Origin of the sequence: Hymenobacter sp. YC55 (assembly GCF_029433095.1) — a bacterium.
Classification (GTDB): Bacteria; Bacteroidota; Bacteroidia; order Cytophagales; family Hymenobacteraceae; genus Hymenobacter.
In genome coordinates, this window is the sequence record NZ_JARNTX010000001.1 from 2,618,157 (window position 1) to 2,631,704 (window position 13,548).

General features: G+C 57.4%; 11 protein-coding genes. 2 read left to right on the top strand and 9 right to left on the bottom strand.

Features of this window, described 5'->3' with window-relative positions; genetic code table 11:
• The first annotated feature begins 448 nt into the window (after positions 1 to 448).
• On the top strand, positions 449 to 2,728 hold the full coding sequence (locus P1X16_RS11070; protein WP_277228761.1) for a phospholipase D-like domain-containing protein: 2,280 nt from the start codon (positions 449 to 451) through the stop codon (positions 2,726 to 2,728).
• Positions 2,729 to 2,808: 80 nt separating this feature from the next.
• On the opposite strand, the gene rlmF is transcribed toward P1X16_RS11070, so the two are convergent.
• The 5 genes from rlmF to P1X16_RS11095 all read right to left on the bottom strand — a co-directional run bounded on the left by rlmF (position 2,809) and on the right by P1X16_RS11095 (position 9,172).
• Positions 2,809 to 3,735: a 23S rRNA (adenine(1618)-N(6))-methyltransferase RlmF gene (gene rlmF / locus P1X16_RS11075; RefSeq protein ID WP_277228763.1), complete on the bottom strand. Its 927-nt coding sequence runs from the start codon at positions 3,733 to 3,735 to the stop codon at positions 2,809 to 2,811.
• A 44-nt stretch (positions 3,736 to 3,779) separates the two neighbouring features.
• Positions 3,780 to 4,424 carry a Pr6Pr family membrane protein gene (locus P1X16_RS11080; protein WP_277228765.1) on the bottom strand — a complete coding sequence of 215 codons (645 nt, stop codon included), beginning with the start codon at positions 4,422 to 4,424 and terminating at the stop codon, positions 3,780 to 3,782.
• Positions 4,425 to 4,653: 229 nt separating this feature from the next.
• Positions 4,654 to 7,071, bottom strand: a complete 2,418-nt coding sequence (locus P1X16_RS11085; RefSeq protein ID WP_277228767.1) for a Smr/MutS family protein — start codon at positions 7,069 to 7,071, stop codon at positions 4,654 to 4,656.
• 126 nt (positions 7,072 to 7,197) lie between these two features.
• Positions 7,198 to 7,956, bottom strand: a complete 759-nt coding sequence (locus P1X16_RS11090; protein ID WP_277228770.1) for a TIGR02757 family protein — start codon at positions 7,954 to 7,956, stop codon at positions 7,198 to 7,200.
• 157 nt (positions 7,957 to 8,113) lie between these two features.
• A complete protein-coding gene (locus P1X16_RS11095) occupies positions 8,114 to 9,172 on the bottom strand; it encodes a LysM peptidoglycan-binding domain-containing protein (protein WP_277228772.1) in 1,059 nt (352 codons plus the stop codon).
• A 225-nt stretch (positions 9,173 to 9,397) separates the two neighbouring features.
• Between P1X16_RS11095 and kdsB the strand changes: the two genes are divergently transcribed.
• On the top strand, positions 9,398 to 10,153 hold the full coding sequence (gene kdsB / locus P1X16_RS11100; protein WP_277228774.1) for a 3-deoxy-manno-octulosonate cytidylyltransferase: 756 nt from the start codon (positions 9,398 to 9,400) through the stop codon (positions 10,151 to 10,153).
• A gap of 4 nt (positions 10,154 to 10,157) precedes the next feature.
• Here the strand turns inward: kdsB and P1X16_RS11105 are convergent, their stop codons facing one another.
• The 4 genes from P1X16_RS11105 to gap form a co-directional block, all read right to left on the bottom strand.
• On the bottom strand, positions 10,158 to 10,607 hold the full coding sequence (locus P1X16_RS11105) for a DUF1622 domain-containing protein (protein ID WP_277228776.1): 450 nt from the start codon (positions 10,605 to 10,607) through the stop codon (positions 10,158 to 10,160).
• A 110-nt stretch (positions 10,608 to 10,717) separates the two neighbouring features.
• The gene (locus P1X16_RS11110; protein ID WP_277228778.1) at positions 10,718 to 11,062 is read right to left on the bottom strand and encodes a translation initiation factor; all 345 of its coding nucleotides are present in this window, start codon (positions 11,060 to 11,062) and stop codon (positions 10,718 to 10,720) included.
• 121 nt (positions 11,063 to 11,183) lie between these two features.
• Positions 11,184 to 12,050, bottom strand: a complete 867-nt coding sequence (locus P1X16_RS11115) for a diacylglycerol kinase family protein (RefSeq protein ID WP_277228780.1) — start codon at positions 12,048 to 12,050, stop codon at positions 11,184 to 11,186.
• A 259-nt stretch (positions 12,051 to 12,309) separates the two neighbouring features.
• Positions 12,310 to 13,317 carry a type I glyceraldehyde-3-phosphate dehydrogenase gene (gap, locus tag P1X16_RS11120; protein ID WP_277228781.1) on the bottom strand — a complete coding sequence of 336 codons (1,008 nt, stop codon included), beginning with the start codon at positions 13,315 to 13,317 and terminating at the stop codon, positions 12,310 to 12,312.
• Positions 13,318 to 13,548: the final 231 nt, after the last annotated feature.

Below are 13,548 nucleotides of genomic sequence, written 5' to 3' on the forward strand. Positions count from 1 at the left end.
GCTGGCGTAGTGCTGCCATTGCCAAACTATATCGGTCATGCTGAGCGCAGGCGCAGCCGTAGTCGAAGCATCTCGCGTGCTGAGGTTGTGCTACTATTGTCATGCTGAGCGCAGTCGAAGCATCTCGCGTGCTGATGCAGGAGTAGTATATACCACACTGGCGAGATGCTTCGGCTCCGCTCAGCATGACAGTTACTTTTACAACGGCATCGTTGCATGCTGAGCTTGCTGCGCCACCTGCTCCGCAGGGTTCTACTACTACAAGGACAGCAAGTCAGACGCTTGGGCTCAGTATTGCGGCGCTTAGTAGGGTACCCCCTATTTCAGAGAAGCATTCTTCTCTATTCACCCTCTAAGCTCAACCTTATTACCAGCAAAAAAGCTGATCTTTAAGCTTGGTTTTCTACCATAATTTCTGGCTTACTCCCCCTTTACTCTTTTTGCCTATATGAAGAAATTTACCCTTGTGGCCTTGTTACTTGGTGCTGCCTCCCTGCGGCCCGCTCAGGCCCAAACGGTTACCAGTATTGCCGCGGCTCGCACCGCCGGCGTTGGGGCCACCGTTACGGTGCGCGGCGTCGTCACCAATGGCACTGAGCTTGGCGTAATTCGTTACCTCCAGGACGGTACGGCGGGCTTGGCGGCCTACTCCACGGTGGCGCCAGGCTTCGATGCCCTCGTGCCCGGCGACAGTATCCAGATCAGCGGCACGTTGAAAAACTTCAGTGGCTTGCTGGAAATGGACCCTGTTGCTTCCGTGACCGTGCTGGCCAAGAACCGCGCTGTTCGGCCCGCGGTGACGGTGGCAGCAGCCAATCTGAGTTCTGTTTTCGCCGAAGCGTATGAGGGCCAGCTAGTTCGCATCACCGGCAATACGCGCCTGACCACCACGGCGGGTGGCTCGTTCTACACCTTTTCCGGCAACACCAACTACCTGCTCAACGGTACAACCAACGCTGTGGTGCGCCCTAGTGCTTCGTCTACTGGTCCCACGGGCGTGGTTGGTAAAATTGCTCCCAACGGCAACTTCGACTTGCTCGGCATTATGAGCCAGTTCAGTATGAGCGGCACGGGCGGCTACCAATTGGTGCCCCGACTCTATTCTGATTTTGTGCTCGGCAACACACCCAACGTGGTTGGGGCGCCGTCGGCAACCAACATCACCACCGCCGGCTTTACCGTCAACTTTCCGACTCAGAATCCCGGCGACGCCCGCGTAGAGTACGGCCTAACGCCCACCACGCTCACGCAGCAGGTGAACAGTAGTACGGTGGGCACGCAACATACGCTGGCTGTTACGGGCTTGCAACCGAGCACCATCTACTACGTGAAGGTAAGCTCCGGCAATGCCAACGGCCGCTCGGAGCTAGCTCCTACTCCTATGATTACGGCTTCGTCGTCGTCGGGCAAGATGCGCAGCTACTTCAATAACCCGGTGAACACCACCCCGGCGCTGCCCGGCAACAATGCCGTGTACCTGCCCAACGGCACCATTGCCGACACGCTGGCCCGCTACATCAACCTGGCGCAGCAAACCCTCGATATTGCCATCTACAACTGGAACAGCCCCGTCATTCTAAGTGCCGTGAATGCGGCCAAAGCGCGCGGCGTGCAAGTGCGGGTGATTTCGGAAGGGGGCAACAGCAACGTAAGCTTGGCTGGCCTAGATTCTTCTATTCCGCGCGTGGCTCGCAACACGCAGACGGCCATCATGCACAACAAGTTTGTGGTAATTGACGCGAACAGCACCGAGCCCAACCGCCCGTGGGTTTGGACTGGCTCCACCAACTGGACCCCAGCGCAGCTCGCCTCTGACCGCAACAGCGCCATTGCCGTTCAGGACCAAAGCCTGGCCCGCGTTTATACTATGGAGTTCAACGAAATGTGGGGCAATGGCACTAGCGGTACCACCCGGTTCGGCTCCGCCAAAACCGACAACACGCCCCACTACCTAAGCATTGCCGGCAAACCGGTGGAATCGTGGTTCTCTCCTAGCGACAATGTGCAGGAGCACCTGATCCAAACCATCCAAACGGCCAACAACGATCTGCACGTAGCCACCATGCTCATCACACGCGGCGAAATTGCCGACGCCATTCGCAACCAAGTGCAAACAGCCAATATCACCGCCTGCTCGAGCGTGCTGCTCGACGATGAGCCCGACTCGCAGGCCGGGGTGGTGGCCACATTGCGCTCGGCCCTCGGTACCCGCGTTTTGTTTGATGCGGTGCCCGGCACCATGCACCACAAGTACGTGCTGGTTGATGCCCGCTCCTCACTCTCGGACCCGACGTTGTTTGTGGGCTCGCACAACTGGAGCGCCGCCGCCAACACCGAAAACGACGAAAACACGCTCATCATCCACGATGAGCGCATTGTAAATCAGTACTACCAGGAGTACTACCAGCGCATCACCGACCAGAACGCGCCCGGCGTAGCACCTTGCAACCTGATTTTAGCTAACAAGCAGGCCAGTGTGCAGCAAAGCACCGTGCAGGTCTATCCGAACCCAACCCACGGCTCCTTTGCGGTGCACCTCGACGCCACCAAGGCCCGCACTGCCACCATTACGCTGCGCGACGTAACCGGCCGCGTAGTGCTCGAGCAAAAGCGCCAGATGAACGGCCAGGAAGTGACGGTTGACGCTTCCGCACTTCGCGCGGGTCTTTATCTGGTACAGATTGTAACGCCCGAATCCACGCAACTAAGCCGCGTGGTAGTGGAGTAAGCAACACCCGTTTGCACATCAACAAAAAAGCCGTTTCTAACTGGAAACGGCTTTTTTGTTGATGTGCCTAAGCGAACTTCCTATTGCTTCCACCGCCGCTCGCGCCACTGTTGCTGTTGCGCTTCGTCCTGAAACGTCCAGGCTACAAGGCGGCTGACTTTCTGGCCCTGGCTCATGTTGATGGTTTTTACGTCAACCGCGTTGGCTTGCTTGAGAAAGTGGTAGGCGCTCGGCAGGGTTTCCTTTTTGGAAATCAAGGAAGTGAACCACAGAACGCGCGTGGCTAGCGGGAGGCTTTGCTCTACCATGCGCCGCACAAACGCTTCCTCGCCGCCTTCGTACCAGAGCTCGGTGTTTTTGCCGCCAAAGTTGGGTGAAGGCTCCGTGGATTGCGCCTGCCCTAAGTTGCGCGCCTTGCGTTGGTTGCTGGCCGCCGCTTCCTCGGCCGAGGCATGAAACGGCGGATTGGAAACCGTCAGATCGAACTCCTCCCGCGGCTTTACAATGCCCTCAAAAATATCTTCGGGGTGGTTCTGCAACCGAAAATCGATGCGGCCAGCTAGCACCGAATTAGCCGCTACCATGTGCTTGCCTGCCCGAATAGCCACCGGATCAATGTCGGCACCCACGAAGCGCCAGTTGTACTCCCGCGTCCCGATGATGGGATACACGCAGTTGGCTCCCACGCCTATATCCAGCACGTGCACCGACTTGCCGCGGGGCACCTCTCCGCCGTTGCTAGCCGCCAGCAGGTCGGCCGCGTGGTGGATATAGTCGGCGCGGCCGGGAATGGGCGGGCACAGGTAGCCCGCCGGAATATCCCAGAATTGCACGCCGTAAAACTGTTTTAGCAGCGCTTTATTTAAGGCTTTTACCGCGGCCGGATTTGCAAAGTCGATGCTTTCGTCGCCGTAGGCGTTGCGGGCCACAAAGGGGGCGAGGTCGGGACTGGACGCCAGGAGTTGCGGAAAATCGTAGCGGGCGGAGAGGCGGTTGCGGGAGTGCAATGTGAGAAAGGAAATAAAGAAACAAGCACAAACAGTGGGGTCAGCTAAGCCGGCAACCTTTGCTTTCGGTGGCGCCAGTTGGCTACAGCGCTCAAGAGCACCGAAAAGAGCAGGATAACCAGTAACACCAACGAGCTATTCACCAGCACCTGCCAATACCCCAAGGCACCCACATCTACAAACGGGTACGGGTAGAAGTTGGCTATCGGCCCGTGCACGAGGGTGTATGCCAGGTAAGCTGCCGGATAGAGCAGCCAATAAGGCAAGGTTTGCAGCCGCACAGGTTGCGAGGAAACAAAACAAAGCCAGTAGCAAAGCATGTACAAAGGTACGAGCCCATGAATGATGTTGTCGGCCACACGGCCCCACTCGTTTAGCGGCACCAGCCCCCGCAGTACCGTCTGGTACACCACCCCTACCACCAGAATATACACCGTAACGGCTGTACCAACTTCGGGCCGGCTGGCAAACCGCCCCTGCCCAGTAGTGCCCCCTGCGCTAACAGCCAGAAAGTACAGCACGACCAACGCATTGGTGAGAATAGTGAAGTAGCTGAAAAAGCGAATTACCGTCTCACCTGCCGGCAGTTGCCGATTGCTGTACGTCAGGTAAAACTGCAAGGCAATACCCGCGATGCCCAGCAGGGCTCCGATGCCCGCCACAGCGGTTTTATAGTTCTTCTCAGCCATGTTGGGTCGTTATATTATGGAGGCTCCGTTCCCAAACCTGCGCTTTGGTATCTGACCTGGTTTGCCTGGCCCTAGGTAGCAGCGCAGCAAGCATACAGGACCTTCTCCCCACAGCAGAATAGGTAATGCTCTATGGCTTGCCGTGCATCCAGTGTTGACACGCCAAGGCAAAAAATTAGCTGAAGCATACCTATGCTTCAGCTAATATACACTTACCTAATTGCTACGCTTACTTCAATACGGCCACCGTTGCACCGTCGCCGCCCCGGTCGGCGTGCTCATCGGCTACGCTGGCTACTTGGCGGGTGCGGTGCAGGTAGTCGCGCACCACCTGGCGGAGTACGCCGTTGCCGCGGCCGTGCAGAAACTTGATTTCCGGCACGCCTAGCATCACGGCATCATCCACGTAGGCCATGACCTTGTTGAGGGCATCTTCGGCCCGCTCGCCGCGCAAATCCAGCGTGGGGCTAAAGCTCGACATCTTGCCCGTGGTGTCGAAGCCGGAATACTGCGCCGGTGCCTTGCGGGCCGCTTCCTTCTCCCGCTCCCGGATTTCGTTACGCGTAAGCTTCTCGAGCTGACTGACCTTGACGATGGTTTTCATCCCGCCAAAGCTCACTTCGGCGGTTTTGCCTTTCACGCTCATCAGCTCGCCGTAGCCTTCCTGCCCAATCAGGGCTACTTTGTCGCCGGGCTTCAGCGTGCCCGCTTCAGCTAGCTCCCGGGTGCCCTTGGGCTTGGGCGGCTCGATTTGCAGCTTTTCGCGCACAAACGTATCCAGCTTACCGCGGGCTTCCTTGGTGCGCTCCTTATCGGCCTGTCCCAAGCGAATTTCCTGGATGGTCGCTTCGATCTGCTGGTTGGTGTCTTTCAGCAAGGCCTTGGCCTTCTGCTTGGCATCGCGCAGCACGTCGAGGGTGGTATCGTCGAGATACTTCTTGAGGTCCTGGTACTCTTGGGCTGCTTTCTTGAGGCGACGCTCCTGCTTGACGGCTTCGGCAGTCTTGGCTTCAAGGTCGGTTTTCTCTTTTTCGAGACCTTCCAGCAGCCGGTCGTAGCGGATTTTGTCTTTACCAACGAGTTGCGTGGCCCGCTCTACTAGTTGCTTGGGCAAGCCAATTTTACGGGCAATTTCGATGGCAAACGACGAACCGGGCTTGCCGATTTCCAAGCGGTAAAGCGGCTGTAGTTGCTCGGGGTCGTAGCGCATGGCCCCGTTCACGATGCCCGGCGTACGCTCCGCAAAGTTCTTGAGGTTGGTATAGTGCGTAGTGATGACCCCGAAGCTGCGGGCCCGGTTAAGCTGCTCCAATATTGCTTCGGCAATGGCGCCACCGAGTGAGGGCTCGGTACCCGTACCGAACTCGTCGATGAGCACGAGGCTGCGCTTATTGGCCAACGTCACAAACTGCTTCATGCTCAGCAGGTGCGACGAATACGTACTCAAGTCGTTCTCTAGGCTCTGCTCGTCGCCGATGTCGAGGAAGATGTCGTCGAACATACCCGCCTCCGAATTTTCGCCGGCCGGTATCAGCAAGCCACACTGCAGCATGTACTGCACCAAGCCCACGGTCTTCATAGTCACCGACTTACCACCGGCATTCGGGCCCGAAATCAAGAGGATGCGCTGCTCGTAGTTCAGCTCCATATCGAGCGGCACCACTTCGCGCGGGTCGTCTTTGGCGTGCTTCTGGAAGGCAAGATACAGCAACGGGTGCCGCACCTGCTTCCAGCGCGCCACCGGCCGGGCGCTCAAGGTCGGCAATGTGGCTTCCAGCTCAATGGCCAGCCGAGCCTTGGCCCGGATAAAGTCAATCAGGCCGAGGTATTGGTAGGCCTTGCGCAAGTCCGGAATGTGTGGCCGCAACTGGTCGGTCAGGGCCGTCAGAATACGGATCAGCTCGCGCTGATAAGCGTTTTCCAGGTCCTTGATGTCGTTGTTCAGCTCGAATACTGCTTCCGGCTCGATATACACGGTCTGGCCCGAAGCCGATTCATCGTGAATCAAGCCCTTCACCCGCCGCTTGTGCTCGGCAACTACGGGCAGCACGAGGCGGCCACCGCGGATGGTCGGCTCGGCATCGCCGGGCACCCATCCTTCGGATTTGGCATGGCGCAGGATACCCGCAATCTGCTTGCGCAGTTGCACCTGCCGCGCAATCAACTCCTGCCGAATCTGGCTCAGCAGCGGCGAAGCATTGTCGCGCACCGCGCCCTCGTCGTCCACCACTTTGTCGAGGGCGGCCAACAGGTTGCGGTCAACCTGTACACCTATACCAAGCAGGCGCAGGGTCGGATATAGCTCTTCGGCCGCTTGGCTGAAGAAGGTCAGGGCCTGCCGAATGGTGCGCAAGCTCATTTTCACGGCAAAAAAGGCCGCTACATCCAGGAAAGCACCGGGCAGACTGGCGCGCACCAAATGCGGATTTACGTCGTGGTAGTGAGAGGCCGGAAAATCGGCACCGCTGTGGAGCAGGCCACGGAATTCATCGGTTTGCAGCAACAGCTTCTCTAGCTGGTCGTGCTTGGTCTGAAAGGTCATCTTGGCCACAAATTGGCGACCCAAGGCACTCAGACACATCGACTCCAGCATCTCGCGCAATTGCGCGAAGCCTATTTTCTGCTCGAAGTTATTAGGAAGAATCAAATCAGGTAGATGGTAATGGGTAGTTGGTATTCAGATCAGAATACGAAGATAAACACTCGAGAAGGCAGGAAAGATTCATTAATTGAAATGTAACGTTACGTGCCAACCTAGCTGGCTGGTTAGGGGCTACATCTCCCCTTCCACTCCTAGCCCAAATAGCGCAAAGTCGTATTTCACGGGGTCGGTGGGGTCGAAGGTGCGCAGGTGGGCGGTGAGGTCTTCGGCGGCCAGCCAGTCCATTTGCTTACGGTCCAGCAACCCTAGGCGGCGCGCCACGCGCTCCACGTGCACATCGCAGGGGCAAACTAGTTCGCTCATGGGTAGGCGAGTCCAGAGGCCGAAGTCTACACCCCGGTCGTCTTGCCTCACCATCCAGCGCAAGTACATGTTCACGCGCTTGCAGGCCGAGCCACGGGCGGGCGTGGCTACGTGCTTGCGGGTGCGTTGGGGAGCATCAGGCAAGCTAAAGAACAGATTGTGGAAGTTTTCCAGCCGCTCTTTTTGCGTGGTGCCAAGCAAGAAACCGTCTTCCAACGTGTCGTGGCTGGTGTAGAACCAGCGCAGCCAATGCACGAAGTAGAGCAGGTCGGTGTCGCAGAAGGTACGGTGGCAGAAACCAAGTAGCCGCTTCAAATCCTCGTCTTCGTGCTGCGTGATAAACTGGTAGGGCGCATCATCCATGCGCCGCATCAGCTCGTGGCATTTGCTGATGATAGTCGGCCGCCGGCCCCAAGCCAGCAGCGCCGCAAACATTCCGCTGATTTCTATATCCTGCCGTTGCGTGAAGCGGTGCGGGATACTGATCGGGTCGTTGAGGACGAAAGCCGGGCGGTTATAATGGTCGTGCTGCTCTTCGAGCAGGGTCCGAACTTGAGCGTGATTCACTTGTAGAGGAGCAAGATGAAAGTGGGAGCCTAAGCCTGAGGCAATAATTGGCCAACAAGACGTAAGAAGTAAGAGGTGAAACCTGCGTTCTAAGGGCTGGTTAAGCATCAGAACGAAAGTCTCACCTCTTTACTCTTTACGTCGTCTTTGCTTTTCCCTATGGCACGTAGCTGGTTTCGACCCGGAAGCGGGCATCGGGCGTGGCCAGGCGCTGCACGGCGCGGGGCGAGAGGCGCACCAGGATGTTGTTGTTTTCGCCCGTGTTAGGCAGCACCCCAATCACGCGCACGTACACCGACTGCCCGTTCATGATGTTGCGCACCTGCATGATGGTGCCCACGGCGGCCGTTTTGTGCAGGGCCAGGTACTTGTCGGTGTTGCTGTTGGCAATGCTGGTTGCCAAACCACTTTCTGTTACGCGCCGCACAATTTCACTGGCCCGCTCCGGAGCCCGCTCTTCCTCTTTCTCCGTGGCAGGCGCTACAGTCGACGTGGTGGCCGTATCGCGAGGTCGCTCGTTTTGAGCGGGTTGCTCTGGCCGTGCCGGCTGCACAATGGCGGGCGTAGGCACAGGCGAAGTGGTTGCGGCAGGTGTTGGGGTGGACTTGGCAGGTGCGGGCGTGGCAGCTACGGCGGGCTCGCGCGTAGCAGGCGCTGCGGGCTTAGGCGCCGGAGTTGCCGGCCGGGCCGCCGGAGCCGCTGCGGCGCGTGCTATCAGAAGCGTTTGGCCGATGCGCACATTGTAGTTGGGGGCGAAGCCATTGAGCTGCGCCAGTGCCTGCGGCGTGGTATTGTACAAGCGGGCAATAGAAAACAGGGTCTGGCCGGCGGCTACCTTGTGCACGCGGTTGCCACGAGTAGCAGGAGGCAAGGTGCGCACGGCACCAGTGGCGGCGGGCGCTTTGATGGGCGTTGCCGGCTTGGGTGCGGCCGGGTTAGGCATTACGGCCCGCTGACGCGGCACCAGCACTACCTGCCCCGTTACCAGCGCACCTTTCAGGCCCGCATTCACTTCCACAATCTGTTCAACGGGCACTTTGTAGCGGCGCGCAACGCCATAAAGCGTTTCGCCGGCCGCTACCCGGTGTTTGATGAGCATTTTGTTGTTGCGGTACTCCACCCCAATCGAGTCGGGAGGAGCAACGAAGCCCGGGGCTGCCAGAGCCGAGAAACCAGAAAAAACAAGCGCAACCGACAGCAAGGAAAATCGAAACATAAAACAAACTGGCCGAAACCAGCGGCAACCAGAAAAACCCAAATAAAACGAAGCAAGGCCGGTAACAACCCGACAAGAGTTGCAATCAACCAAAATGCCTGAATGGCTCTGGTGCAGAAACTCTGCCGAAAGTTAGGGATTCGGCCGCAGTCCTGTGCTTGGATATGACGACGGAAATTTTTTATTGCTTGTTTTGCTGATTATCCTGCCTTTCTTCCTCTTCACATGCACGCCATTGGCATTATTCCCGCCCGTTACGCCTCCACTCGCCTACCCGGTAAGCCCCTGATTGACCTGGGCGGTAAGTCTATGATTCGGCGGGTGGTAGAGCAAGCCCAACAATCCAGCTTAAGCCGAGTGGTAGTAGCCACCGACGACGAGCGAATTCAGCAGCATGTAGAAAGTTTCGGTGGCGAGGCCTTGCTCACGGCTTCCACTCACCCGAGTGGCACCGACCGGGTCCGCGACGCCTACCAACAGCTTGGCGTTACCGCCGACTGTATTATCAATATTCAGGGCGATGAGCCGTTCATCCACCCCGCGCAGATTGATGCCCTCGTACAGCTTTTCAACCGCTCCGCCCCGCCGCAGCTCGCCACCTTGGTGAAACCAGTGGTCAGCGACGAGGAGTTGTTTAGCCCGCACTTGCCCAAGGTTGTGCTCGATACGCAGGGTTACGCCATGTATTTCAGCCGCCATCCGCTGCCCTATCAGCGCCAGTATCCATCGGCCGACTGGCTGCTGCACCACCGCTACCTGCGCCACATCGGCCTTTATGCCTATCGTCCCGACGTGCTAGAAGAAATCACGCAGCTTTCTCCTTCTCCGCTAGAACTCGCCGAAAGCCTGGAGCAGTTGCGGTGGCTGGAAAACGGCTACCGGATCCTGACGGCCGAAACCGAGCTAGCTACCCTTGGCATCGACACGCCGGAAGATGTGGAACGAGCCCTCCTGCAACTGAAAGCAAACGGCGAGGAATAAGCGGCTACCGGTTCAGCGGCGGCTCTGACGACGGCAGCCGGCCGGTATCGGTGCCGCCGCTTTCAGCCTTATGCGCCACGTGTTGCTCGGCCGTATCCCGCTGCTCTTCCTTCATTTCCCTGGACAAAAAGAAATTGAGCGCCGTCCGAATGACGGCTACGGCGCCGAGTTTGCCGATTTGGTCCCAGCTAGGCGCAATGGCCGTGGAAAGAATGTCGGCGCCTAGCTGAAACTCCAGGGCCAGCGCCAGGTACCGAGCCAACGTGAGCCGGATGGCCGTAAAGTCGGCGGTGCGTCGCGCTAGCAAGGCTTGCACAAAAAGCTTGGCCGCCAGCAAAATACCGATGGCAATGGTAAGGGCTCCAATGGTTTCCACTCCGAGCTTCAGCCATTGCACCACCGTCACGACACCCGTTTCGGCCTGAGAAAACAACGTAACGGGCTCAGTGGGCATATTCTTCGAGAGTGAAACGGGACCCCAACGTGGGAGTAGCCAGATAGTTAGGTACTAGAAACTCATACGCAACCAACTGCTACGAGGTAATGATAGGGTGCTGTACCGTATTACCCGCCGGCTTTCTTGGCTTTGTACTTCTGCTCCAGCAATACGGCCAGCACTTTGTCGCGAAAATCGCCTTGGATCAGGATTTCCCCGTCTTTGGCATTGCCGCCCACACCGCACTTGGTTTTTAAAAGCTTGCCCAGCGCCTGCAAATCGGCGTCCTGCCCCACAAAGCCAGTAACCAGCGTCACTTGTTTGCCGCCTCTGGATTTCTTGTCGAGTTGCACGCGCAAATTCTGCTGCTGCGGGGGCAGCGTAGTTGCTTCCTGGTCGCCGGTTGATTGGTATTCGAAATCGGGATTAGTGGAGTACACCACTCCTTCCCGGCGGTTTTTATCGGCTTTCATATAAGAGTAACTGTGTGGCGGAGTAACTGAATGAAGAGTAGAAAGTTCTTTAACTGGCAACTCCCTATTTCAGATTAAAAGCCAACAAATTTACTTAGTTATTCGGCTAGCTAGTTGCTCGTCACACGGCTACTTCCAGGGCCAGGGGGGTCAGCTTGGCTTCAAAAGCAGTTGCATCTTCGATATAGTCGCCGTCGATGTGGAAGCCGATGGGTGCGGTGGAGCGCACAAGAATATGGTGCGACGTATGGTAAACGGCCCCGCCGGAAGTAGCCAGCGTACCCAACGCCAACCCGATGCCCACTCGCACGGCCCGCGTCAACGACAAGCCATCAATCAAACACACGTCCAGCAAGCCATCCTCGATATTGGCCAGGGGCGCAATGTAGGCGTTGTTGCCGTACTGGGCAGCGTTGGCGAAGGCCAGCACGTAGCAACTCGTATTGATGGTTTGGTTGTTGAGTTCCACTTGAACGGGGGTCGGCCGGAAGCGGCGATACTCGCGCAGCGCCACCTTCACGTAGGTGCTCAGGCCCCGAGTACCGGCCTGGGCAAACATTTTACTTACGTGCGCATCGAAGCCTAGCCCTGCCGTGCAGAAAAAGGGCCGACCATTGAGGTAGCCCACATCGATGCGCTGAAACGTGGGCCGGCAAGCCCGGCGTACGGCACCAGCTATATCCAACGGTATCTTCAGATGCCGAGCCAGACCGTTGCCGGAACCGCGCGGCACCACGCCCAAAGCAACGTCCGTACCAAGCAGCCCCCGTCCTACTTCGTTTACAGTTCCGTCGCCTCCCACGGCTACCACCACCCGAAAGCCCTCGGCCGCAGCTTGCCGGGCCAGCGTTTCGGCATGACCCGCAAATTCAGTTAATCGGATAACAAACTCTGCTCCGACCTCCGTAGCATAGCGCGTTAGTAGGGCGGGCACGTCCTGCGTGCGGTTGGTGCCAGAAGCTGGATTCAGAATAAAGCAGATGCGCACTTTAGGAAAGAGTAACTGAGTAGCGGGGTAAAGGTACGGCGCGCAGTATCACGAAGCTGCCGCTTCGTTAGTCGTTGAACATCATCCGTGAAAGGCGCAGTACGAGTTGCGCAACGAAGTACCAAGCTTTGGCGTGTGCTACAACCGACAAGGAGCTTATCCATCCTCGGCTACTCCGCCACTCGCTTACTCGTTTCAGAAGCAACAAAAAAGGCCTTCCCAACTATGGGAAGGCCTTTTTTGTTGCTTCTGAAACAGCTTAGCCGTTCATTTTCTCACCGAGTTTCTGGATGAGGTCGGCGGTGCGGGTGCTGTAGCCGAACTCGTTGTCGTACCAGCCTACCACTTTTACCAACGAGCCGTTGGCAGAAGTTAGTTGCGAGTCGAACACGCACGAGTGGGGGTTGCCCACGATGTCGATGCTCACCAGCGGGTCGGTGCTGTACTCCAGGATGCCTTTCAGCGGGCCTTCAGCAGCAGCTTTCACGGCGTCGTTGATTTGCTCTTTGGTTACTTCCTGCTTCAGAATTACGGTCAGGTCGGTGGTAGAGCCATCCGGAATAGGCACGCGCATGGCAATACCATCGAGCTTGCCTTTCAACTGAGGCAACACCAAGCCTACGGCTTTGGCGGCACCCGTGCTGGTAGGAATGATGCTATAGGCTGCGGCACGAGCACGACGCAAGTCTTTGTGCGGCGCGTCTTGCAGGTTCTGGTCGGAAGTATAGGCGTGCACCGTGGTGATGTAGCCTTTCTCGATGCCGAAAGCGTCGTCCAATACTTTGGCCATAGGAGCCAAGCAGTTGGTGGTGCAGCTTGCGTTGCTGAGGATGGTCTCGTTGCCGGTCAGGATGTCTTCGTTTACACCGAGCACAACGGTTGGGATGTTGCCAGTAGCGGGGGCCGAAATAACCACCTTCTTGGCACCGGCCGTGATGTGCTGACCTGCGCCAGCCTCGTCCACGAAACGGCCCGTCGACTCGAGTACTACGTCAATACCCATGTCACCCCAGGGCAGTAGCTTGGGGTCACGCTCGGCCAGGGCCTGAATGCGCTGACCGTTCACGGTCAGGCTGTTCTCGTCGTATGCTACCGTACCATTGAAACGGCCGTGCACAGAGTCAAACTTGAGCAAGTGAGCCAGCGTCTTGTTGTCTGTGAGGTCGTTGATAGCTACGACTTCTACGTTGTCGCGCTCGAGCAGCGACTTGAACGTCAGACGGCCAATCCGGCCGAAGCCGTTGATGGCGACTTTGATTTTAGCCATATTGTTAGGGGAATGGGGAGTTTAACGGCCCACTAGGGCCGGGTGAAAAACGCGCAGCGAAGGTACAGGGCTCGGGGTACTTCGCCAAATCACTAGGCTTTCTACGATAGATTCAATTCAAAAGGAAATTTTTTCTCTTGACAATCAACTGGTTTAGCTTTCAGAGAGAAATTTTTTAGGTCCGGGTGATTGTCTAGAAGAAGCGAACCTCTATCTTTGCACCACCAAAAC